Annotated in this window: 27 protein-coding genes and 2 pseudogenes; 23 read left to right on the top strand and 6 right to left on the bottom strand. The window is 34.6% G+C overall.

The features are described from left to right. The first annotated feature begins 90 nt into the window (after positions 1 to 90). Entirely contained in the window at positions 91 to 1,737 is a 1,647-nt protein-coding gene (pgi, locus tag O99_RS03275) for a glucose-6-phosphate isomerase (protein ID WP_035006323.1), read from the top strand. Positions 1,738 to 1,950: 213 nt separating this feature from the next. Here pgi and O99_RS03270 read toward each other — a convergent pair whose 3' ends face one another. Together O99_RS03270 and O99_RS03265 are read right to left on the bottom strand one after the other, a co-directional pair. Next, a complete protein-coding gene (locus O99_RS03270; RefSeq protein WP_235692209.1) occupies positions 1,951 to 2,805 on the bottom strand; it encodes a YopJ/AvrA family T3SS effector serine/threonine acetyltransferase in 855 nt (284 codons plus the stop codon). A 1,286-nt stretch (positions 2,806 to 4,091) separates the two neighbouring features. Beyond that, positions 4,092 to 5,390 (bottom strand): YopJ/AvrA family T3SS effector serine/threonine acetyltransferase, encoded by a 1,299-nt coding sequence (locus tag O99_RS03265; RefSeq protein WP_051668847.1) that lies wholly within the window; start codon positions 5,388 to 5,390, stop codon positions 4,092 to 4,094. Between the two features lie 149 nt (positions 5,391 to 5,539). Here O99_RS03265 and O99_RS07125 point away from each other — a divergent pair, with 149 nt between their 5' ends. From O99_RS07125 to O99_RS03245, 5 genes are all read left to right on the top strand, one after another. Continuing rightward, positions 5,540 to 5,839: a helix-turn-helix domain-containing protein gene (locus tag O99_RS07125; protein ID WP_051668846.1), complete on the top strand. Its 300-nt coding sequence runs from the start codon at positions 5,540 to 5,542 to the stop codon at positions 5,837 to 5,839. Positions 5,840 to 6,168: 329 nt separating this feature from the next. Then, the gene (gene repC, locus O99_RS07120; protein ID WP_235692208.1) at positions 6,169 to 6,645 is read left to right on the top strand and encodes a replication initiation protein RepC; all 477 of its coding nucleotides are present in this window, start codon (positions 6,169 to 6,171) and stop codon (positions 6,643 to 6,645) included. A gap of 110 nt (positions 6,646 to 6,755) precedes the next feature. Continuing rightward, on the top strand, positions 6,756 to 7,061 hold the full coding sequence (locus O99_RS03255) for a hypothetical protein (protein ID WP_035006321.1): 306 nt from the start codon (positions 6,756 to 6,758) through the stop codon (positions 7,059 to 7,061). Between the two features lie 106 nt (positions 7,062 to 7,167). Continuing rightward, entirely contained in the window at positions 7,168 to 7,335 is a 168-nt protein-coding gene (locus O99_RS07115; protein WP_235692207.1) for a hypothetical protein, read from the top strand. Further along, on the top strand, positions 7,322 to 7,603 hold the full coding sequence (locus tag O99_RS03245; RefSeq protein ID WP_235692206.1) for a hypothetical protein: 282 nt from the start codon (positions 7,322 to 7,324) through the stop codon (positions 7,601 to 7,603). Before O99_RS07115 ends, O99_RS03245 begins: the two co-directional genes overlap by 14 nt. Positions 7,604 to 7,917: 314 nt before the next feature. Here the strand turns inward: O99_RS03245 and O99_RS07110 are convergent, their stop codons facing one another. The 4 genes from O99_RS07110 to O99_RS03230 are packed head-to-tail and all read right to left on the bottom strand — an operon-like array spanning position 7,918 to position 9,211. Further along, on the bottom strand, positions 7,918 to 8,136 hold the full coding sequence (locus O99_RS07110; protein ID WP_235692205.1) for a hypothetical protein: 219 nt from the start codon (positions 8,134 to 8,136) through the stop codon (positions 7,918 to 7,920). 1 nt (position 8,137) lies between these two features. Next, positions 8,138 to 8,482: a P-loop NTPase family protein gene (locus tag O99_RS07105; RefSeq protein ID WP_235692204.1), complete on the bottom strand. Its 345-nt coding sequence runs from the start codon at positions 8,480 to 8,482 to the stop codon at positions 8,138 to 8,140. A gap of 32 nt (positions 8,483 to 8,514) precedes the next feature. After that, positions 8,515 to 8,862 (bottom strand): nucleotide-binding protein, encoded by a 348-nt coding sequence (locus O99_RS07100; RefSeq protein WP_235692203.1) that lies wholly within the window; start codon positions 8,860 to 8,862, stop codon positions 8,515 to 8,517. 10 nt (positions 8,863 to 8,872) lie between these two features. Next, a complete protein-coding gene (locus tag O99_RS03230; RefSeq protein ID WP_235692202.1) occupies positions 8,873 to 9,211 on the bottom strand; it encodes a TraK family protein in 339 nt (112 codons plus the stop codon). Between the two features lie 175 nt (positions 9,212 to 9,386). Between O99_RS03230 and O99_RS03225 the strand changes: the two genes are divergently transcribed. The 17 genes and pseudogenes from O99_RS03225 to O99_RS06905 form a co-directional block, all read left to right on the top strand. After that, entirely contained in the window at positions 9,387 to 9,767 is a 381-nt protein-coding gene (locus O99_RS03225) for a DUF6290 family protein (RefSeq protein WP_051668844.1), read from the top strand. Continuing rightward, a complete protein-coding gene (gene traI, locus O99_RS07095; RefSeq protein ID WP_235692201.1) occupies positions 9,755 to 10,549 on the top strand; it encodes a TraI/MobA(P) family conjugative relaxase in 795 nt (264 codons plus the stop codon). Before O99_RS03225 ends, traI begins: the two co-directional genes overlap by 13 nt. 14 nt (positions 10,550 to 10,563) lie before the next feature. Then, positions 10,564 to 11,631: an LPD7 domain-containing protein gene (locus tag O99_RS07090; RefSeq protein ID WP_235692200.1), complete on the top strand. Its 1,068-nt coding sequence runs from the start codon at positions 10,564 to 10,566 to the stop codon at positions 11,629 to 11,631. 125 nt (positions 11,632 to 11,756) lie between these two features. Then, on the top strand, positions 11,757 to 12,434 hold the full coding sequence (locus O99_RS03215) for a VirB8/TrbF family protein (protein WP_035006319.1): 678 nt from the start codon (positions 11,757 to 11,759) through the stop codon (positions 12,432 to 12,434). A gap of 46 nt (positions 12,435 to 12,480) precedes the next feature. Next, complete coding sequence (trbG, locus tag O99_RS03210; RefSeq protein WP_035006318.1) at positions 12,481 to 13,344, top strand: P-type conjugative transfer protein TrbG; 864 nt, start codon at positions 12,481 to 12,483, stop codon at positions 13,342 to 13,344. Continuing rightward, the gene (locus tag O99_RS03205) at positions 13,345 to 13,809 is read left to right on the top strand and encodes a hypothetical protein (protein WP_035006317.1); all 465 of its coding nucleotides are present in this window, start codon (positions 13,345 to 13,347) and stop codon (positions 13,807 to 13,809) included. A 90-nt stretch (positions 13,810 to 13,899) separates the two neighbouring features. Beyond that, positions 13,900 to 15,101: pseudogene (locus tag O99_RS03200) on the top strand (TrbI/VirB10 family protein). Positions 15,102 to 15,343: 242 nt separating this feature from the next. Further along, positions 15,344 to 15,595, top strand: a complete 252-nt coding sequence (locus tag O99_RS03195; RefSeq protein WP_035006316.1) for an AbrB/MazE/SpoVT family DNA-binding domain-containing protein — start codon at positions 15,344 to 15,346, stop codon at positions 15,593 to 15,595. Then, positions 15,592 to 15,987: a type II toxin-antitoxin system VapC family toxin gene (locus O99_RS03190; RefSeq protein ID WP_035006315.1), complete on the top strand. Its 396-nt coding sequence runs from the start codon at positions 15,592 to 15,594 to the stop codon at positions 15,985 to 15,987. The genes O99_RS03195 and O99_RS03190 overlap by 4 nt, the downstream gene beginning before the upstream one ends. Before the next feature lie 605 nt (positions 15,988 to 16,592). Continuing rightward, complete coding sequence (trbB, locus tag O99_RS03185) at positions 16,593 to 17,303, top strand: P-type conjugative transfer ATPase TrbB (RefSeq protein WP_235692198.1); 711 nt, start codon at positions 16,593 to 16,595, stop codon at positions 17,301 to 17,303. Between the two features lie 87 nt (positions 17,304 to 17,390). Beyond that, positions 17,391 to 17,789: a TrbC/VirB2 family protein gene (locus O99_RS03180; RefSeq protein WP_235692197.1), complete on the top strand. Its 399-nt coding sequence runs from the start codon at positions 17,391 to 17,393 to the stop codon at positions 17,787 to 17,789. 76 nt (positions 17,790 to 17,865) lie between these two features. Then, positions 17,866 to 18,093, top strand: a complete 228-nt coding sequence (gene trbD, locus O99_RS03175) for a conjugal transfer protein TrbD (RefSeq protein ID WP_235692196.1) — start codon at positions 17,866 to 17,868, stop codon at positions 18,091 to 18,093. Continuing rightward, entirely contained in the window at positions 18,093 to 19,145 is a 1,053-nt protein-coding gene (locus tag O99_RS07080; protein ID WP_235692195.1) for a VirB4 family type IV secretion/conjugal transfer ATPase, read from the top strand. Before trbD ends, O99_RS07080 begins: the two co-directional genes overlap by 1 nt. Beyond that, a complete protein-coding gene (locus O99_RS07075) occupies positions 19,145 to 20,158 on the top strand; it encodes a hypothetical protein (RefSeq protein ID WP_235692194.1) in 1,014 nt (337 codons plus the stop codon). The genes O99_RS07080 and O99_RS07075 overlap by 1 nt, the downstream gene beginning before the upstream one ends. Beyond that, positions 20,142 to 20,330 (top strand): hypothetical protein, encoded by a 189-nt coding sequence (locus tag O99_RS07070; protein ID WP_235692193.1) that lies wholly within the window; start codon positions 20,142 to 20,144, stop codon positions 20,328 to 20,330. The genes O99_RS07075 and O99_RS07070 overlap by 17 nt, the downstream gene beginning before the upstream one ends. 14 nt (positions 20,331 to 20,344) lie before the next feature. Continuing rightward, positions 20,345 to 20,542, top strand: coding sequence for a hypothetical protein (locus O99_RS07065; protein ID WP_235692192.1), 198 nt, complete (start codon positions 20,345 to 20,347; stop codon positions 20,540 to 20,542). A 424-nt stretch (positions 20,543 to 20,966) separates the two neighbouring features. Further along, positions 20,967 to 21,942: pseudogene (locus O99_RS06905) on the top strand (hypothetical protein); the annotation flags it as partial.

Below are 21,942 nucleotides of genomic sequence, written 5' to 3'. Positions count from 1 at the left end.
TAAGCATGCAATAAAAAGTAAGTTGAATAGTTTTCTATCTTGTTACCATTAATGTTTAAAATTCTATTATCAATGGTTAGGGAGATATAATTGATAATTCGTAATGAAAAAGCTTTTAATGAGACTTTGAAGGCACTAAAACAGCATCTTATAAAAGATAGGGTTTGTGATATCCGTCAACATTTTACAGAAGATGCACAACGTTTTACTCATTTTTCTTTAAAACTTGATGATTTTCTTTTTGATTTTTCAAAGTGCGGTGTAACATTTAATACTTTGCGACTTTTGGATAATCTTGCTGTTGCAACAAATGTATTAGACTGTTGTAAAGCAATGTTTTCTGGTGAAATTATTAATAAAACAGAACAACGTTCAGCCCTTCATGTTGCATTGCGTTTTTCTGTCGATGAAATTTTTATGTTAGATGGATGCAATATTGTTCAAGATATTCAAGCTGTTTTTTCCCGCATGGAAACATTTTCTGAAATGGTCCGCGATGGAAGTTATAAGGGAAGCAGTGGTGAGAAAATACTTGATATTGTGAATATCGGTATTGGGGGCTCTGATCTTGGGCCTGCAATGGTTACGGGTGCCTTGAAGCCATATCATAATGGTCCACGTTGTCATTTTGTTTCTAACGTTGATAGTGCACATATTTCTGACACTCTTGCTAATTTAAATCCAGAAACAACGTTATTTGTTATTGCCTCTAAAACTTTTACTACAGTTGAAACAATGCTTAATGCTCGTGTTGCACGTCAATGGATTAGTGCGCATTTAGGTGAGGAAGCGATAAAAACGCATTTCGTTGCTGTATCAAGTGCAGTCGATAAAGTGATAGAATTTGGTATAGCTCCATCAAAAATTTTTAGATTTTGGGATTGGATAGGAGGGCGTTATTCAGTTTGGTCAGCAATTGGCCTTGTTATTATGTTGGCAATAGGTGGTCAGAACTTTCGTCAATTTCTCAAAGGCGCTCAGCAAATGGATCAACATTTTAAAAGTGCGTCTTTACATCAAAATATTCCTATTCGGTTTGCCCTTTTAGGATTCTGGCATCGCGTGATTTGTGGTTATACATCACGTGTTGTTGTTCCTTATGCGCAGCGTTTGGAGCGTTTGCCAGCTTATTTACAACAGCTTGATATGGAATCAAATGGCAAGCAAGTTTTTTTAGATGGTAAGCCAATGAATTTTCCAAGTGGGCCGATTGTTTGGGGGGCTTCAGGGACAAATGGACAACATGCTTTTTTTCAGTTCTTACATCAAGGAACAGATATCGTTCCTGTAGAATTTATTTTATTTGCAAAAGGGCATGAGCCAAATTTACGTCATATGCATGATATGCTGGTGGCTAATTGTTTGGCACAGTCAGCAGCTTTGATGAAGGGTCGCGATATTAAAGAGCGACAACATATTATTCATAGAGCTGATAATACTGATGTGGATAATTTAGCTCTTCATAAAAGTTGTAAAGGAAATCGACCTAGTATTATTTTGCTTCAAGATTTATTGACGCCTTTTACTCTTGGTCGTTTAATTGCACTTTATGAGCACCGTATTTTTGTTGAAGGCATTTTAATGAATATTAATTCATTTGATCAATGGGGTGTTGAATTTGGCAAAGAGCTAGCAAATGAACTATTGCCAATGATTGGTGGAGAAGGTGAAAATAATGATCACGATAGCTCAACATTAGGATTATTAGCGCATATTCAAAACAGGCGTATTAAATAAAACGTCTGAATTTGAGTATGTGCATGTGTAATAGAAAAGTCTTTAATAGATTAATTATCGAATGTATAGAAATATCACTTAAAACTATAAACATTACACAACTCTTATAACGTAGCACTTATAATATTAATTTAAAACTCTCAAATACAGAAAAAATATACAAAAATTAACACTAATTTTTATGTAAATGATCAAACGTTAAAAATGACATCACTACCTCATCAGAGATTTATATTCAATAATCCTTTTTTTGTGTGCTGATACAGATATAGCTTTACCCCCTGTTACGACTGTATGTCTTCCAAATCTCTCAAAAATGGTTTCATGTTTTTTGTTAACGATTTCTTCTTTAGATCCAGGATTTCTTTTCACATATTGCTCAAGACGTCTGAAACTTTGCACGTGTTTATAAAAGTCGATTGGAAGATATGTATCCAACAAACCAGGAGATAAATGCACTTCTCTATCCCACCGATCACCTTTAATATTATCTCTATGTAATTTTTCTAATTTGTCAGATCGAAGATAAAGTTTTTTAGCGAGAGATAAACTAAAAATTCCACATTCAGATATACTTCGCTGAATATCCATTTCCGCCATAGAAAAATAACAGTGAGGTAATCGAGATTCTATGATTGATTGCATTTTTGCTCCTAGAATTGCTGGTATTGGAAGATCGAATCTCGCAGGTTCAAATAATATCAAAGATATCTTGTTATCGATAGTTTGGTGATCAACTGTTGCAAAATGAATGTTATTATCCTTTCCTCCTACGTTAATTATATATCTAGAAGACTTAATTCCATTCTTAATTGTTTTTTTGATTGATGCGACGAAATCTATAGGTTCTTTAATCAATATAAGATTCATTTCTGGGTATTTATTATTCGCCTGCCTTATCAAGGCATGCATCATTTTAAAATCTCTTTCTGCATAATTAACGTTAGGCCAATAAAGATTAACAATGCCACGTTCTAAATCTGTAATAACGTTTGTTAGCGATTCACTACTTAAATCAACATCATCTTCGGTATTAGATAAACCAACAGCACTTTTTATCGCACTCAATAATTTCCGCATTAAATCATTTCACATTATAAAAATTTTTAATAATCTTAAATGATATAACATGATTATGATTACATTATGTCATAGATTAATTTTCTCTCTTTCTGAAAAAAGAAGGTAAAATTAATATTTTAAATCTAAAAAGATTTTATGATAAGTTTTGAAGAAATTTATTTCTCCATGTTAATTAGTTAACATGATTAGCAATTTTTAAAAACAGTGTTACAATCTCATCGCCAATGGAGCTATCATAACGAATTCTACTATGGACATCTTAAGCCAAAAATTCAATCTCTGTAGTTCTGAAAAATGAAAAAGCCAATGCAAATGTCATAGGAAGCTTTAAGTGTTTTATGTGGATTGTTGAAAGAAGTATGTTCAAAATAATATTTATAGGATTTATTATTTCTAGTTGCGTAGCTTGAATAATTAACAAAAGCGTAAATTTATCCTTACTTTTTATTACTAATGCTGGTATTACTTGGGATTTATGGATTTATGAAGTTGATATGTTTAGGTTTTATAGGAAGCTTGATACTTGGATCATTGTTAAGTTCGGAATCTAGATTTGGATAGACAGCTTTAACAAATGGAAAGAGCTTTTTCTATCCAGATGTTATTTATCTTAATTGTTTGTTTTTGTATTCTATCCAAAGTGAAATACTCGCATGGATAGTAGTAGCCGGTAAGAGAGCTTATAGATAAGCACTTAAATATCGTTAGCATTCTTCGCTACCTCTATTTCGAAATAATTATAATTAAATGGCTTTGTAAAAATAATTGGATACTAAATGTTTTATTGTTTAAAAAAAATTATTAGGTTAGATGATGGTGTTTAATACATTAACATTCTCCGTATGATTACTGTAACCACACTCTATACACTAAAATTTGGGGGACTTAATAATTTTTTAGCAGTATGATTATAACTAAAAGAGTGTTGTGCTTTTGAAGCAGAATGAATACGAAAGTGGGGATACTCATTTTACGAATTACAAGTATATTTTTTATGAATTATAGAAAAGTAGTAGTAGCCGATTGTAAAAATGAAGACTTATATTCTAATAGAATATTCAAAAAATCTCATCTTTCGGAAGAATTATACAGCAACAAACTGTTATTACTTTACTCAATTTATTAGCACCAGTTAAGGTGCCGTACTTAATATTATTAATCGATTTATCGACCATCAGAAAGCCTCTGATTAATAAAAATTTAAACACACCACCTAAATCACATAGAATGATATTTACGGCATAGCAAATACCTTAATCAGAGATTTATATTTATCTTACTAGAGCTTTATATTTCTGAATTCTTTTTTTCTGTGATGAACAAGATACAACTTTATCCTCTAATAAAACTGAATGTCTATCTAATCTGTGATGCAGAATTTCATCCTTATTGTTAATTTTTTTAATAAAATACTCCCGATTTGTGTTTACATATTTAGCGATACGTTTTCCTGTTTGTGCATGTTTATAAAAAGTTCCTGGAAGATACTCATCTACTTTATGATAAGGTAAAGGAACTCCTCGTTTACATAAAATACCACTAATATTATCTTGGTGCATTACTTTTAATTTATCAGCTTCGAGATGAAGTTTTTTGGCAAAAAGCAAACTTATAATTCCGCTTTCAGAGGAGTCTGCTTGAAGATTCATTTCCGCCATAGAAAAATAACAATAAGGTAATTGGGCTGCTTCAATGGCTGATTTCACTGTTACTCCCAGTATTTCTGCATTCATATGCGCGAATTTTGTAGTTTCAAACAATATTAAGGATGTTCTATTAGCAATGGTTTGCTGATCAATTATCGCAAAATGAGGGTCATTACCTTCTAGACACATTAGAAATCTAGAAGATGGAATCCCCTGATTGACTACTTTTTGTATTGATTTCACAAGTTTCTCAGGACTTGTAATGAATTGAAGATTGATCTCTGGACATTTATCATTTTCTTGCTTGACCAACCTAGGCATCATTGTTAAGTCCATATGTGCATAGTTGGCATCGACGAAACTACTATTAGTAATGTCATTTTCTAAATCTGAAATAACACTTTTTAATGCTTTCTTATTGAATAAGATACTTGGTTTTCTGTTGCTTGAATAAGATACTTGGTTTTCTGTTGCTTCATTAGCCTTCGAAGTTTCTAAATGCGTTATGAGCTCTTCCAGTGTTGTACTACTATTTAATGGACTACTGGTTTGAATTGGACCGCTTGCAAAGAGTTCTTGGTTTAGACCGCTGGCTTGGTCTTGTCCGCTGGCTTGGTTTGTAGCCTCCAAAGCTTCTAAACGGGTTATAAGACTTTCTAATGTTGTACCACTATTTAATGGGCTACTGGTTTGAATTGGACCGCTTGCAAAGAGCTCTTGGTTTAGAACGCTGGCTTGGTCTTGATCGTTGGCTTGGATTGTAGTCTCCAAAATCTCTAAATGCGTTATAAGATCTTCTAATGTTGTACTACTGTTTAAGGGACTACTAGTTTGAATTGGACCGCTGGCAAAGAAGGCTTGGTTCAGATCGCTAGCTTGATCTTGACTACTAGCTTGGTCTGTTAAATCTTTTGATTTAGGCATAATTAATCTCCATTTTAATAATTAATATAAGATAACAGTTTTTTGGGGCTAAAAGATGTTTATATTGGCTTCTTCTGGGCGCCGAAGAGTGAAATTAAGTGTAGTCTTTTGGGTGTACTTCAATATCTTGCTTGCCTTAATGTTATTCTATGTGGAGCCATGTCGTTTTCAAAAGCAATAAACGGCTTAGTTATGAAATTGGCCGTAGTGAATCGCGTGTGAGTTTTTTGCTTTCACGTCTTTATGATTTTGGTTTTATAGTTATGCGGGACTCTAGTAACTTTAAACGGTATTCTTTACGTAATCATAAGACGACTGATTTCATAACAGCTTGTGGTATTGATTTACGTATTCTTGTTGCTCGATATCATGAACTTAAGGAAAAAGTAGACCAAGCACTAGAAACTCAAAAAAACATGAAGAAGCTTTGCATTGTTTTCGCGGATTAGTGCGGCAAATTAAATCCTCTTACGCCTCAATTGAAGCTACACCATTTGCATCATTGCTCTTTTCTCGAATGCAAAAAATAGTTCAAATTATTGGTTGACCAGCTAAAGCTTCCTTTCATAAATTACAGAAAGCAATTCGTCTTTTTGAGTGGATTTTGAAAAGTTTTTTTCACCAAAAAACACAAAAAACAAGATACAGGCATCTTGCTAGCAAGATACACATAGAATCTACAACCCTTAACTATATTTGTAAGAGTAACAACAAAAAGGAGTGTTCAGAAAAATCTGAACACACTCAAATAACTGACGTGACCTTCGGTCACGATAAAATGGCTTATGAAAAAAAAGAGAAAGGCAAAAACGAAACTGTACTTCCTCCAAACAACAGCACATTGCCTCAAATTAAGCCATATATGTGGATCAGAGCTCTCCCTCATACCGCCATGTATCTCGACAATCGCCTTACTTCCGTAAGAGACTTAATTGGTTCCGTGGGATTCTTAGCCAAAATAATGGGAATTTCCCCTAGTGCCGTCGAAGAAGCTAAAAACACTATGGGATTAGAAAAAACCGCTTTTGCTATGGGAATTATTCTCGAAAAACAGCACAGACAGCTTGTAATTTCACCTGGAGGATATCTCCGTGGAATTATGGCTAAAGAAAAACGTGATGAATTACATCTAGAACGCTCTTTCTATGCTTTGTTAAAGGAAAATGATACGGAAAAACTCAACGAGAAATGTATAGAAAAAAGAATAAAAAAACACCAAAAAATGAAGAATTTCACGCGTTCAAATCAGAGTTGAACAAAGTCCTAAAAACTTTTAAAATGCCTGAAGCAAAAGAGGTATAGGATATAATCCGTTTGCTTTTTAAAAAACAACTGAACTAAGGATATTACAGAAAGGAATTTTCTATGCAAAAGAAATTACCTAAGAGTTATATGACTGATGCTGAACGCGAAGAATTGCGAGTAGGTGGATTTGATCAGAACTCTATCTATACTGCTGAATCAGAAGCAGCTGCTAAAGCAGATGACAGGCAAGCAGTATGGGAATGGTTAGCAATGGTTGAATTACCTGCTTATTCACTTTTGTTTCTTAAAAGTCAGCGTGGAGCACAATTCATTCGTGATATGGGCTTTATTACCAAAAATGCTGATGAAGAATATGGTCCAGAATGGTTAGATAAAGGTGTTGTGATAGGAGGTCATCATTTCTGAGAAAATAAAACGGATTCTAGCACAAGAAGATGTAAGTATACAGATTTGTAATGCCACCTTGGCGATCAAGAAATTACAAGATGTGCGAAGTGATTTATGTAATTATATGTATGATATCAGTAAAAGTGGGGATTTATCGTTACTTCTTGAAGAAGAGCGTTGTTTAGTAGAGAATGATTTTCTTCGATATGCTAATAGCAAAGCTATGGTTGGTAGTCTTAAAACAGCATTAACTGAAATTGGTGTTATTAAGAAGCATTGTGGAGCTTGTTAGTGATCCTATGCAATATAAGGCGATAAATGAGGCTTATAGTTTACCAAAAAATCGTAAAGGTGGTTTACCTTATGATGAGGCACGCCAAGCTATGGCGTCGCATTATACACGATTAGGAAATCTCGATAAATCTCGTTTAACAGACATTGAAAAATCGATTATTGATGTACGAAGAGATAATATGAAAGTGATGCGCAAACTTTACGAAAAAATGCAAGCCAAAGCTATTGGTATAGATCTTTCACACGATAAAGGTCATTCACTTTAAGAAGCCAAAAAGAACAGATACGATGTTTTCGTTAGCACTATCAACTATAGAGAGTAACATAGAAAAGATAAAGTTTAAGGTAAATAATAGTGAATTAAAATAGCAAAAAAACATAAAATGTTTGCAAATAAACTAGCACCAATAAATATTGTATAAAGCTTTATTTCTTTTGTAAAACTTTTAAGATTTTTATTTATATTCAATTCACTGTTGGATATTTTAAATAATTTTTTTTTCATATGATTGTATTTGGTTAGAAATAGAATTTAGATTTTTATTTATTTCTTTTTTTATGTATGTAGCCGCTTCAGTTATTAATTTTCCTGCCGTTTTTTTTCCTCTTCTATCATAGCATTACGAGCTGTTAGAATATGATTTATCATCATATTTTGTTGCTCATGAAGTGTTTTTAAAGCTGCTTTTAAAACTGTGTCGGATAAAAGGACGGTCATAAGAATTGGATCATTTGGAGGGATCAATTGATTAAATTCTTTAGCTACTTTTTGCCGAATGGCATCAATATCAATTGACATTTTAAATTCCTGGAATAATAGCTATTTGTTCAAATAGCATGTTTTTAACACGCGCTAAACGGCTTTTAGTCATGATGCTGAATTCGTTTGAATCAGTGATTTCATTAAAAGTTAATTTTTTATCGAGCATTGTTTTGATATCTTCACCAAAAGTACTAGATGTTTGCTGTGGAATTGTAATGACCGCAGAGATTCTATCTTTCGTTTCTTGAAATATTTTCATTTCTTCAAAACTTTTTCCATTTGCGACAATAGGACCAAAAAATTCATTTTTCCAAACAACAATATTTGCTATGGGGGGAATTTGTGTACAGATAGAAAATAACCCAGTGAGGGTATCTCCCAATGCTTGGCCACCTGTAATAATTGTATGAATGATTACATTTTTTTAGCAGTAGCCAACATATCAAAAGCTTCATTTTCTTTCAAATAATAGGCTAAAGGTAAAAATGTTGTAGCTCCATTATCGATAACATATTGGCATTTAGAATTAAGTAGTTCTTCCATAAGAGTATCAAAATTACGTGGAATTACTACACTTTGGTCAAGAAGTTTTAGATGCGTTACATTAAAGTTTTTGTAGCTTGCAAAAGTTTGGTTGACTGGATCTGTGTCAATCCCTTTAACTTCTACTTTTCTTTCTAAGAGATACTGCATCAGAAGACTGTCCACAAAGGATTTCCCTACACCGCCTTTTCCTTGTAAGGTCATATGAATGTTACTCATATCATGTCCTCTAGTTTTTTGTTTGTGTTGTGTTCAAATACATGCGGCATTGATTTTTTTTAATAGGATCAACAGAAATAGGGAGAGAGGTTTGGGTTATTATTGCTGCAGGTTTAGTTTTAAAATATTTTCGAACATACGACGCTAAAGCATCATAAGATATATTTAAAGTTGGATTTTTTCTTAAAATTTCTTTTAATGAATACCCTTTTTCAATAAGGCTTAGGATTAAAGCTTTGTTGGCTAAAAAAACCACACGCATTTTCCCCCACTCTTTTTTTGTTTCATTTATTTTCCAAATTTTTCTAAAACTTATAAAAACTTCCCAAAGCTTACCAAATTTTTCCAAAAAATAAATATTAATATTGGTTTTTATAAAGATTTTTAAAATTTTAATTTTAAAAGTATGACAAGATGTGTAATGTAGCGCTACGCTAAAACATTACATTACTTATTCGCATAAATTCTCAACGTATCTTGCTCTACGAGGTATTATTGCTACCGCAATTTAAAAGAGGGGGAAAATGGCAAGGCCACGGAAATTTAGGTTAAGTGTTTGGTGCACTTCCAGTGAGAAGGAAACTATAGAAGCTTATGCAAAGCAGACAGGTTTATCCATTTCTACTTATTTACGCACTACTGGGCAGATTGAGCCAATAAAAACTGATATTGATTATGAAGCTGTTAAAGACCTTACTAAATTACAAGGTGATTTGGGTCGAGTAGCTGGTTTATTGAAATTATGGTTAGTTACCAATAACGGAAAAGGTGGGGTTCCAAGCGATATAAACCAAATGATGGGTGATTTTCGTCAACTTCAAAAACAAATCTTTGAAAAAATATCTTCTTTATGGTTGCTAAACGTATTGAAAGAGAAAAAGCTACATCAAATATGGCGCGTTTAGCTCGTTATATTATGGATATCAGGGGAGGTGTTTTGCCAAGGGATTGGAAACTTATATGTGATTATATTCTTGATAAAGATGTGCAACATAGTAGGAAAGTAGCGGCGATAAGAGTTACAAATTGCTATACAGATGACCCTGTTATGGCCACTGAATTTATTTTAAAAACTCAAAACCAAAATAAAAGATCAAAAGCAGATAAAACATATCATTTGGTTCTATCTTTTCCTATAGGGGAAAGATCAGAAAGAGAAATACTTTATGAAATTGAAGACAAGTTTTGTCTCGCTTTAGGTTATAATAAGCATCAGCGAATTTCAGCAGTCCATCAAGATACAGATAATTTACATGTTCATATTGCTATTAATAAAATCAATCCTGAAAACTTTCGTAATCATGAGCCTTTTTTTGATAAACGTACATTGATGAAAATGTGTCGTCAAATAGAACAGGAATATGGGTTGATTAATACTCCTCACGGCTTTGATGATGAGGCAAAACAATATTCCAAAGATAAAAAGGGTGATAATATAAAACGGTCAAAAATAAAGAATTTTGAAGATAAAACAGGGATGCAATCTCTCGCAACTTATGTCGGAAACATTATTAAAGAATTTCATTATTCGGACTGGCCAGAACTTCATAAAAATTTTGCAAAACATGGTCTCGTTATAAAAAAAAGAGGTAATGGATTAGTTATAGGAGCAACCAATCTTGATTTATGGGTTAAGGCAAGTAGCTGTAATAGGGCTCTTTCTTTATCTACTCTTGAGAAAAATTAGGCTCTTATCAGAGTATGACGCTAAATATGCAAAAACAATATATACCCTTTTCTAATGGGAAAAATAATCAAACTAAAGCTCTTTTATATTCTAGGTATGAAAAACAAAAAAAGTCCAGCGATTTAAAAAGGCAAAAGCGATATAAAGCGTTATATGCGCAAAAAGTTTTTTTCTATCATCAACTTTCTGTTTGGTACAAACAGCAATCTTTTTCACTGAGATTAACTCCTAAAAATTTTCGTACTGTGATACGCAATGCATTAAAACTACAGAAAAAACTTCGTCAAAAAGAGTTAAGAGAAAGACAGGCAGTAATTAAGAGAAGGCTGATGGAAACTAGATTTCCAACTTGGCGTGATTGGCTTTATCAGCAAGCAAACTCTGGAGATAAAGATGCAGTAGATGTGCTTCGCTCAATGAATGAGCGTTGTGCTTCTTTATCAAATAATTTGCTGACGGCAAAAACTGCTCAAAAGACGGGGAATTTTTTATATAAAAACTTAACTTCTCATTTTATTAAAAACGGAAATATTGTGTACAAAAGTGTTGATGGTGGTGTTGTCGTTGACGCTGGAGAGAAGATTTATGCGCAAAAATTTACCACAGGATCTGCTTATATAGCATTAAATATTGCCGTTGAAAAATTCAAAGATCAACCTCTTGTGCTCAACAGGACCGAAAAATTTAAAACAGAAATTGCTCAATTGGCAGGTATTCATGGTATAAATGCTGTATTTTTTGATCCCTACCTTAATACACTTAAAGAAAAGGGAGAAAAGTCTCGTGAAAACAATATTAATAATCCTATTGAAATATGGCTTAATAAGCGTAATCAATATGCTAAAAATCTTCTACATGTTATGTGGGATGGAGAAGAAGATATTTTAAAATATGTTGGACGCAGGAGGATTGAAGAAAGAAACGTTCTCCTTTTTGAGTCTATTAATGGTAAGAAAGTAATTTTTATAAAAGAAGCCCAAAAAAGAGCTTTTATACAAGCTCAATATTGGAAGATAGGTGAAAAAATTAAAGTTACAAAAGATGGTTATCAAAAATTCTCAAACGAAGAAATAGAGATCTAAATATGTTTTTTATAAGTAAATCTGTTGCTTTATTAAATTTTCAGTGAGTAAAAAATCTTGTCATCTTCCCATTCAAATAAAAATGATTCATAATAAAAATTATATTACGTTGTTAGGGGGCATACGTGAAGAAAACAAAAAATCATGAAAAAGAAAAGTCATTAAATCCTTATATTTTAGCACGTAGGGAGTGGATGGAACGATATGGCGACTATATTCAAGCTGCCAATAATTGGCGTCTTGCAACCTTTGGAATGATTATTGTGACAGGTATGTCGGTAGGAGCTTTCATTTGGAAAGCAAAAGAACAAACTGTTGTTCCTTATATTATACAAACCAATTCAGTTGGTGAAGTAGCGCATTTTGCAAAAGCAAATATTGCATCAAAACCCAATGCAACGCACATACGAGCAGCGTTGAGAAATTGGTTAATTGGCGCACGCACTGTCTATGTAGATATGAGAGCGGAACAAGATCTTATTCAACAAACATATTCAATGACTTTGCCACAATCACCGGCTTATCGAATGTTGGTTGAATATCATCAACAAAATGATCCTTATTCTCGCTCTGCTAATGAAACAGTTGAAGTTCAGGTGAATGCAGTTATTGCTATTTCTGATGATACTTGGCAAATCGAGTGGACTGAAACGACAAGAGCGAGAACTGGTGCTGTTAATGAAACAAAAAACTGGCAAGCTACAGCTACAGTTATTTTAGCAACCCCTAAAACTGAGCAACAGATAATGGCTAATCCAATTGGATTATTTGTTAAACAATTTGCTTGGACGCAGAGACTCTAGAAAAAATGTAAAATAAATAGCAATAAAACTATGTAGCGGGGATTTTATGTTTAAAAAATGTATTATAATCACAATAATTGCATTCGTAACATCGACAGCAATGGCAAGTGATTTATCATCTAATATTAGTATTATTTCACCACAAAAAATCCCTCTAGGACTTAAACTTGCTAATCAATGGAAAAATAATCCAACAAAGCCTATTCGTTCTAGTGATGGGAGTGTTAAATACTTATATGGAGCTATACTTCCTACGCTTGTTTGCACGCCTTTAGAAATATGTACTATTCAGTTGCAAGTTGGCGAAACCATCAATAGCCTTCACGCAGGGGATACAGCTCGATGGAAAATTAGTCCCAGCATAAGTGGAACAGGAGCAACAGAAACAACTTATGTTGTTGTAAAGCCCACAGATGCTGGTTTGACGACAAATCTTTTTATCACAACAGATAAGCGGACTTACATGATTAAGCTTGCCAGCACTCAAAATTCATCAATTCCTGTCCTCTCTTTTGCTTATCCAGATGATACAGATCAAGATTGGGCTGCTTATAAGGCTGCAACAGATAAACATCGTACTACATTGCCAACAGGGCAAAACATGGCTGCGCTTGATTTCAACTTTCGTATTACTATAAGTGATCCAAAAATTAAATGGTATCCAAAACGAGTTTATACAGACGGTTTCAAAACCTATATTGAATTGCCTGGTGATGGAATTAGAGGTGAAGCACCTGCTTTAATTGCCATTGGCGATGATGGTCGTCTTTTTAGAAAACCAAGTGAAAAACTAATAAACTACCGCATTATTGGCAATCGATATGTTGTTGATACGGTTATTACCAAAGTTGCTCTTATTTCCGGTGTAGGAAATCAACAACAAAGAGTAACAATTACAAAGGGGGTTTAAATGTCTAAGTATTTCTTATTGCTCTCCTTTGTATTTGTAACTGGTTGTTCTACGATCGGTATTCATAGCAAACAAACGCCGTTAGTGAATTATATTGATCAAAATATTACGGAAAAAGATATTCAATTTATTGCTCATGATCTTGTTGGTTATCTCAAAGATCCCTTACCGCCAGCATCAACAACATTTATTATAAAGTTAAATAACACACAGGATCCATTTACCCCTCTGCTTATCAGTATTTTACAGCAAAATGGTTACGGTGTCATTTATAATGATCAATTAGAAAAATCCAAAAACACCGGTATAACTTTATCTTATAAAGTGATGCCAATGGATGACGGTATAATATTAGTTGCTCGATATGGTTTAACAGAAGTAACACGTTATTATGTTCATTCAGTAACTGGGGATATTGTATCATCATCAGCCTTTTTAACACGTGTAAATGACGGAGGGCAATGATGAAAGAAAAGATAGACTTTTCTTCTGAGAACTCTCCCAATTTTTTTTACTTCAAAATCGGATGGACGACAAATTCGCCGTCTTAACAATATGCCATGGATAGGTGCTATAGGAGCTATTGTCTTTGCACTTATTGGTATTACTTATACTTTTATATTGCGTCAAAAGACAAACGCCATCATTGTGGAGGATAAAAAACTCCTATTGGTAGATGCAACCCCTTTACCTGTTCGTCCACAAAGCAATGATTATGTTCAGGCAAAATTACCAGAGCGTTCATTATTAGAGCCTACAGAAACATCAAAATTAGTTGACCATTCCTCAGAACAGAAAATATCCGATAAAGTTACTAATGAAACAGAAGAAGCACAAAAAAGATTTTTAATACATCTTACAGAACGGCGTTTAACTAAAATGGAAGCTGCTTTAGACGCTGATTCTGCGATTTCCTTTACACTGAACACAAAACCAACACTTGCTTTTAAAACTCAAAATAATAATTCTCAAACAAAAAATCCTGAAAGTTTATTTAATAGATATGGAGTAGAGAAAAACTCACTATCATATCAAGGAAACGGTATAGTTGATCCTAATATGCAAGAGCAAAAAATTGCTTTTTTATCACGGTCTTCTGATGCTGATGTTTATCTAAAAAATACACACCAAGAAGCTATTAAAGCAAATCTGGAAATTAAAGCAGGAACAATTATTCCTAGTGTTATGATTAGTGGTGTGAATAGTGATCTTCCTGGACAAATTATAGCACAAGTAAAAGAAAGCGTTTATGACTCCGCTACTGGACAAAATGTTTTAATACCTATTGGATCAAGACTTGTTGGCACCTATGATAGTTGTGTCGCAACGGGTCAAAAACGTGCACTCATTGTCTGGTCTCGAGTTATTTATCCTGATGGTTCTTCTTTGTCTCTTGGAAATATGCCTGGAGTTGATCAGTCTGGTTATGCGGGATTCAGGACAAAGTAGATAACCATTATCTAAAAGTTTTTGGAAATGCTCTCTTACTTTCTGTTATTTCTGGTGCTTCGCAATTATCACAAAATTCAAGTAAGACAAGTCATGTTAATAGTAATACTGAAACGGTCAAGGAAATGTTAGCTGCTGAACTTGGAAGACAATGGGGTGAGGTTGGTATGGAAATGACGAGAAAAAACCTCAATATTCAGCCAACAATCACTATCCGTCCTGGTTATAATTTTAATGTTATGGTCACAAAGGATATTATTTTACCTGCATGGCAAGGCCATCCAATGGCAATTCTTCCTCTAAAATAAAGAATAAATATTTATTATATAGAGGTTTACAAGAATTTCCGTTTTTTAGCGTGAGAAGGAAGTGAAGACGACAAAGTCTTTTAAAAATACGTTTTGTGGCTTCAGATGCATTTTCAATGATTGAAAGTAATAAATGAGAAGGAGCATCTATAAAATATTGTTTGCCTATTTTAAAAAAGTAATTGAATTTTACATTCTTTGTGCATACTTAATAAGTATATTTATAGTAAGAGGATTTTTCTATGACTTCACTAACGGTTACGGCAAAAGGACAAATTACGCTAAAGCGAGAGCTACTACAGCACCTTGGTATTAAACCAGGTGAGCGGATTAACTTTGACAAATTGCCAGGTGGTGAACTTCGTATAAAGGCAGCACAACCCACAATTACGATTGATAGCTTTATCGGACGGTTTGCTGGAAAAGTAAAAAAGACACTGACTATTGAAGAGATGAACGAAATTACTGCTTCTAGTTGGGCAGGAAAAAAATGAAGATTGCTGTAGATACAAATGTTTTAGCTCGTGCAGTTTTACAAGATGATAAAAAACAGGGTGAAGTGGCAAGCAAGATTTTAAGAGAAGCTTCTTTAATAGCTATTTCCTTACCTTGTTTATGCGAACTTGTTTGGATACTTCGTCGAGGTGCAAAATTATCAAAAGAAGATGTCGCTGGGATGCTACGTGATTTGCTAGCAACGAGTAATATAGTAATGAATCGACCAGCTGTTGAAGCGGGGATTGCTATTCTTGAAGCTGGTGGGGATTTTGCTGATGGGATCATATCCTATGAGGGTAATAGGCTTGGTGGTGAAACCTTTGTTTCATTTGATAAATTAGCGATTGACTTATTAATACAAAACGGAAAATCTGCAAAGCTCCTTTAGTAATTGAAACTATAGCTTATTTAAGTTCTGCGAAAGAAGAGGCTACTATATAAATATAGATGGAGCAAGGAAGGTTAGGCTTCCAAAAAGTCCTCATTATCATTAATTAAACAATAAATATTTATTATTTACGTACAAAATATATAGTAAATATTTAAAAAGTATTTAAATATTATCATTTGTGTCATAAAAGTTTGTTTTTTAGGTTAGGATGGATGTTCATTATACATCAACGGCAGATTTCTACAAAGAAGCTATCAGTGTTGATCTTACAAATGATAAAGATTTTTCTCTTTAGAAAACCAAAGTGGGGATAAACTCTATTAGATAGGTATTTTTTATTGATCAGATTCATCTTGTAGATTAACATTCAAATTTTGCTGTATACGGGGATTTAAGCGTTACATTGGGGGTAATTTATCCATAACTGCATTGAAAAATAAGACGGATTCTGAACAAAGGAGACGGCTTATTGAGAAAATGTATTTTGAATTTGGGCAGCAGGTATGCAGTTATCTGCGAGATCCAACAGTTATAGAGATTATGCTGAACCCTGATGGAACTTTATGGGTTGAACATTTAGGTGAAGCAAAAAAGCAGTAGGGATGATGGAAGCCCATTGGGCTGAAGCTGTAATGGGAACAGTAGCCACTTCTCTTGGTACTCAAATCACTAAAGAATGTCCTATTCTTGAATGCGAACTTCCGATAGATGGAAGCCGTTTTGAGGCGGTAATCCTACCCATTGTTGCAGCACCAGCATTTACAATTCGGAAAAAAGCAACACAGATTTTTACGTTAGATGACTATGTTGAAAAGAATATTCTTACTCCACAGCAGAGATTGCTTTTAAAGTGTGCAGTGAAAAATCACAAAAATATTCTTGTTGTTGGTGGAACAGGAACGGGGAAGACAACTTTAACAAACGCAATCCTCAAAGAAATGACCGATACCTTTCCGGAAGAGCGTTTTGTGATTATTGAGGATACTGCTGAGCTTCAATGTGCTGCGCCCAATACAGTAACATTTCGTGCTGTTGAATATATAGATATGACGCGATTACTTAAAGTAATGATGCGTATGGCTCCTGATCGCATTATTGTTGGTGAAGTAAGAGATGGTGCGGCTTTAGCTCTTTTAAAAAGCTGGAATACAGGTCATCCAGGGGGCATAGCAACGGTTCATGCTAATGATGCTTCAACTGGTTTAACAAGAATTCAACAATTAATAGCAGAAGCAACGATTGCTCCTATGCAACAACTGATTGCTGAAACAATTGATGTCGTTTTAAGTGTTGAGAAAATTTCTTCTGTCTGAAAGGTTAAAGAAATTATTGAAGTGTGTGGATACGATCGATCACACAGCCAATAAATATGTAACCAATCTCATTTATTAAAGGAAAAAATGATGCACTTATCCTCAATTTATAAAAAGAATAATTCTTATAATCAAATGATAATTTTATACGCTGTAGGAGTTTTTGTTCTCTTATTTTTTCTTTTGGGAGATATGGCTTATGCCTCTGATGCGACAGCTGGAGGAGGTGTAGCTTTACCCTGGGAAACACCTCTTGAAAAACTAAGGAAATCAGTTTCAGGACCTGTTGCTTTTGCTGTTTCCTTAATGGGACTTGTGGCGGGTGGAATTGCTTTGATTTTTGGGGGTGAAATTGGCGAATTTGTGAAGCGAATTATTTATCTTGTTCTTGTTATTAGTGTTATTGTTTTTGCGAACACTCTTCTTACCGGCGCTCTCTTTTCTGGTGCTGTTGTGCCTGCAAATGTGTTGGTTGGAGGATTATAATGGGGGGTAAAAGACAAACGCAATTATTTCGTTCTCTTCATCGTCCTCAACAAATTATGGGGGAGAGGGGGAATTAATGCTTCTTTCGATGCTTTTGACTGGTATTCTTATTGTTTCGGCCATGAATATTGTTGCGGCTAGTGTTGGTCTTTGTATTTGGTTTATTTGTCTTTATGTGCTGCGAAGAATGGCAAAATTTGATCCTATTTTGTCTCGAATTTATATTCGTCAATTGAAATATCGTCGCTATTATGCGCCTTTTTCAACGCCCTTTCGTGTTGCACAGTCAGTAAGACCTTATTAATGCTTAAATTAAAACATTTTCGTTCATCCTTAGCAGGTCTTCCTGATCTTTTGAATTTTGCTGCATTGATTGATGATGGTATTGTTTTAGGCAAAGATGGTTCTTTGTTAGCTGGTTTTTTTCTTCGTGGGAATGATCCCATGTCAGCGACAGATACAGATACAGAAAGAAATTATATAACGGGACTAGTGAATACATATCTTTCTCGTTTTCATTCAGGATGGGCCATATGGGTGGATGCTATCTGTGTAGAGTCTCCCGGTTATCCGGATGCAACATTATCACATTTTCCAGATCCTATTACGGCGTTGATTGATGCAGAACGACGCTCTTACTTCAAGCGCAGTGAGATGCATTATGAAACAGAATATGCTTTGTTGATCCAGTATCTTCCTCCGACACGCAAATCATCTAAGTTAGGGGAAATCGTCTATGACGATGATACGGTTGAAACGACAACTCCTGCTGAGCGTTTGCTAGAAGAATTTAAAAAGAAAATAGAGGATCTCTTTATTGGTCTTGGTGATCTTCTTAAAATGCATCGCATGAAAACTGTCACTCTGAACAATGGTGCAGAAACTTATCAAAGTGATCAGCTTGTTAATTATTTACATTATGCCATTAATGGGGAAGCCGTTACTCTTCGAATACCCGATTGCCCCATGTATTTGGATTCATGGCTTGGTTATACTGATTTATGGCCAGGAGATACACCACGGCTTGGAGATAAATTTATTGCCTGTATTTCGATCGATGGTTTTCCAGCAGCCAGTTATCCGGGTATCTTAGACATTCTTGATGGTTTACCTTTGCATTATAGATGGTCAAGCCGCTTTATCTTTATGGATCAGCATGAAGCTATTACAGCCTTAAATAAATACCGATTGAAATGGCAGCAAAAAGTCAGAGGATTTTTTTCTCAAGTTTTTAAAACCAATAAGGGAACTATTAATATGGATGCTTTGTTGATGACACAACAAGCGGAAGCTGTCATGATGAAGCACGATCAGGTCTTGTTGCTTATGGCTATTATTCTCCGACTATTGTTTTAATGCATGAAGATCGTGAAGTTTTGACCGAAAATGCCAGACTGGTAAAACGGGAAATTGAACATAAAGGCTTTTCTGCGCGCATTGAAACACTTAATACAATGAAGGCGTGGTTAGGATCCATTGCTGGACAAACTTATCCGAATATTCGACGGCCATTAATTAATACGCAAAATCTTGCTGATATGTTACCTCTTTCGAGTGTATGTCCAGGATTGCAAAATAATCCTTGCCCTCTTTATCCTGATAATTCTCCTGCTTTATCTCAAGTAGTTACAACAGGGGCAACTCCTTTTCGTCTTAATTTGCATGTTGATGATGTTGGCCACACTCTTGTTTTTGGACCAACTGGTGCAGGAAAATCAACTCTTCTTGCTTTTTTACTTGCGCAATCATGTCGTTATTGGTCAAAAGCAGTAGATAAGAGTGGTAAGCACCTTCCTGCGCATATAACAGCTTTTGATAAAGGGTGTTCCTTATTTACTTTGTGTCATGCTGTAAGTGGCCGTCACTATAATATTGGAGAAAGTGATAGCAGTTTGAATGCTCTTATGCCTTTAGCAGATGTTGATACGGATGCCGATAATCTCTGGGCTCAAGAATGGGTTTCAATTTGTTATGAACTTCAGACAGGACTTGCTCCAACACCAAAACAAAAAATGGAAATTCATCGTGCAATGCAACAAATGAAGCAGACGTCTAAGCATATGCGTTCATTAGGCAATTTTGTCATGACAGTTCAGGATAAGGAAATTCATCAAGCTCTTTTGCATTACACACTTTCTGGTGCTATGGGGCATTTATTGGATGGTAAGAAACCACTTGAAGAAGAGCACAATTTCGTTGTTTACGAAATTGATGAATTGATGAAGTTAGGAGATAAAAATGCTTTACCAGTTTTGCTTTATCTTTTTAGGCGTTTTGAAAAAAGTTTAAAAGGACAACCATCTATTCTCTCGCTAGATGAAGCATGGATTATGCTTGGCCATCCTGTTTTTCGTGAAAAAAATTCGTGAATGGTTGAAAGAATTGCGTAAAAAGAATTATCTTGTCCTTATGGCTACGCAAAGTTTATCAGATACAGCACGTTCTGGTATTCTTGATGTTCTTCTTGAACAATATCCTACAAAAATTCTCCTGCCTAATGAGGAAGCAGAGACGAAGGTACTGATGGTATTTCGGGAGTGATAGATTTCTAGAGAATGATTGGTCTGAACGACAAAGAAATTCAAATTATAAAAACAGCCAAAAAGAAAAGGCAGTATTACTATAAGTCTGTTCTTGGTCGTCGCCTTTTTGATTTAGGATTAGGAGAGATTGTTCTCTCTTTTGTAGCGGTTTCTAGTAAGGAAAATCTTTCTGAAATACAAAAACGTATCATTGCAAATTTGCAGGTGTGATGCATTATGAAAGTATTTTTTATGGTTGATATAAAATGAATTTTTTAGGGTGAAGAAAAAATTATTCATTTATATACTTGCCATTTGGTTTATGTGCTCCATCTAAAGGACAAATTGTTCTTTATTGAAAATGATTTTTATCGAAGGAAGGATCGCATTGCTCTCTGATAGAGAGGACAGAGTAATTTCAAATTTTTATTGATTTATTTTAAGACTTTAGGATGGAAAGGTTTTAGGCCTTTTGTGAAATTCAGAGTTTTAAAATGATACCACAATAGATTTCGGCATTGGCGGGGTAGCTTTCAGATTTTTATGAATTTTTTAGTACGCAAAAGTGGTTTTGCGGAGGGGTTGCTTTCGCTCTTTTTTGTGAGGCTGGGCTTTGTTTTTAGCATTGAATGTGTTTTTTATTGAGGGGTTTATTATGAAAAAAAAATCAACACAAAATATCATTAAAACGGTTTCATTAGGAGCAGCGGTATCTGCTCTTTTGTCCAGTACTTCTCCTGTTTTTTCAGCTAATGTTGCAATAACAGGAGCGACTATTTACAGTTCAAATGACCCTGCTTCTGCTTATATTGCTTATATAAAGGGGAGTCATGGTAGTATTGTTTTAAACGGTGATAATGATTATTGTGGTGTTGATAATGTTGCCGGTCGCGGTGGTGCTCAAAAACCTGGGACGGCCATAACTGCAGAAGAGCAATATGAGAGGTTTATTAATAACGAAACATTTTCTGGTCGGAATCCTTATGGCTCCTCAACAAAAAAAGTTAATTGGACTGGAGGAGGAAATTCTGTTGCAGTTACTTCTTATGGTATTGCTGGTTATGATCCTAGAGTTAACGGTAGCTCGGCGATAAATGATTTTGTATGGAAAAGTACTAAAGGCGTAGTCAGTGTTGGTAATCCTCAGAATGGCGTAACTAGACAGATTGTGGGAGTAGCGGCTGATACTGATTTGTCAGATGCAGTGAATGTTGCACAGTTACAAGCATTAAGAGAGATGATTCTTACAGGAGGTGATAGCCTTATTCAACAAGATGGGCAGACAGGTCTGATTACCATTGGTCGTAGTGTTAATGGAGATACAATCGATATTATAAACAATGAAAAGCAATCGCGGAAGATTTCTGGTCTTGGGGGTGGAGAAGTTTCTGAACATTCAACTGAGGCAGTAAATGGATCTCAGCTTTGGGAGACTAATGGAAAAATTTCAGAATTAGAGACTGAGATTGATAATATAGAGACGAATATAACTCAGATTCAGGCTAATGTAACAAAAGTTGCGCAAAATACATCAGCATATTTTGGAGGTGGTGCGGATATTTTGAATGATAAAGCACCAACGTATACCGTTAATGGCTCTAAGTATAATGATGTTGGCTCGGCGTTTGAAG

The organism is Bartonella rochalimae ATCC BAA-1498 (assembly GCF_000706645.1).
Classification (GTDB): Bacteria; Pseudomonadota; Alphaproteobacteria; order Rhizobiales; family Rhizobiaceae; genus Bartonella; species Bartonella rochalimae.
This window is presented reverse-complemented; position numbering and strand designations above follow the sequence as displayed.

Excerpts from the sequence above, each read along its gene's own strand:
- O99_RS03265 (WP_051668847.1), bottom strand. The coding sequence starts at position 5,390 with ATGCCTAAATCAAAAGATTTAACAGACCAAGCTAGTAGTCAAGATCAA.
- O99_RS07125 (WP_051668846.1), top strand. The coding sequence starts at position 5,540 with ATGTGGAGCCATGTCGTTTTCAAAAGCAATAAACGGCTTAGTTATGAA.
- repC (WP_235692208.1), top strand. The coding sequence starts at position 6,169 with ATGGCTTATGAAAAAAAAGAGAAAGGCAAAAACGAAACTGTACTTCCT.
- O99_RS03255 (WP_035006321.1), top strand. The coding sequence starts at position 6,756 with ATGCAAAAGAAATTACCTAAGAGTTATATGACTGATGCTGAACGCGAA.
- O99_RS07115 (WP_235692207.1), top strand. The coding sequence starts at position 7,168 with ATGTATGATATCAGTAAAAGTGGGGATTTATCGTTACTTCTTGAAGAA.
- O99_RS07110 (WP_235692205.1), bottom strand. The coding sequence starts at position 8,136 with ATGTCAATTGATATTGATGCCATTCGGCAAAAAGTAGCTAAAGAATTT.
- O99_RS07100 (WP_235692203.1), bottom strand. The coding sequence starts at position 8,862 with ATGAGTAACATTCATATGACCTTACAAGGAAAAGGCGGTGTAGGGAAA.
- O99_RS03225 (WP_051668844.1), top strand. The coding sequence starts at position 9,387 with ATGGCAAGGCCACGGAAATTTAGGTTAAGTGTTTGGTGCACTTCCAGT.
- traI (WP_235692201.1), top strand. The coding sequence starts at position 9,755 with ATGGCGCGTTTAGCTCGTTATATTATGGATATCAGGGGAGGTGTTTTG.
- O99_RS07090 (WP_235692200.1), top strand. The coding sequence starts at position 10,564 with ATGACGCTAAATATGCAAAAACAATATATACCCTTTTCTAATGGGAAA.
- trbG (WP_035006318.1), top strand. The coding sequence starts at position 12,481 with ATGTTTAAAAAATGTATTATAATCACAATAATTGCATTCGTAACATCG.
- O99_RS03205 (WP_035006317.1), top strand. The coding sequence starts at position 13,345 with ATGTCTAAGTATTTCTTATTGCTCTCCTTTGTATTTGTAACTGGTTGT.
- O99_RS03195 (WP_035006316.1), top strand. The coding sequence starts at position 15,344 with ATGACTTCACTAACGGTTACGGCAAAAGGACAAATTACGCTAAAGCGA.
- O99_RS03190 (WP_035006315.1), top strand. The coding sequence starts at position 15,592 with ATGAAGATTGCTGTAGATACAAATGTTTTAGCTCGTGCAGTTTTACAA.
- trbB (WP_235692198.1), top strand. The coding sequence starts at position 16,593 with ATGATGGAAGCCCATTGGGCTGAAGCTGTAATGGGAACAGTAGCCACT.
- O99_RS03180 (WP_235692197.1), top strand. The coding sequence starts at position 17,391 with ATGATGCACTTATCCTCAATTTATAAAAAGAATAATTCTTATAATCAA.
- trbD (WP_235692196.1), top strand. The coding sequence starts at position 17,866 with ATGCTTCTTTCGATGCTTTTGACTGGTATTCTTATTGTTTCGGCCATG.
- O99_RS07080 (WP_235692195.1), top strand. The coding sequence starts at position 18,093 with ATGCTTAAATTAAAACATTTTCGTTCATCCTTAGCAGGTCTTCCTGAT.
- O99_RS07075 (WP_235692194.1), top strand. The coding sequence starts at position 19,145 with ATGCATGAAGATCGTGAAGTTTTGACCGAAAATGCCAGACTGGTAAAA.
- O99_RS07065 (WP_235692192.1), top strand. The coding sequence starts at position 20,345 with ATGATTGGTCTGAACGACAAAGAAATTCAAATTATAAAAACAGCCAAA.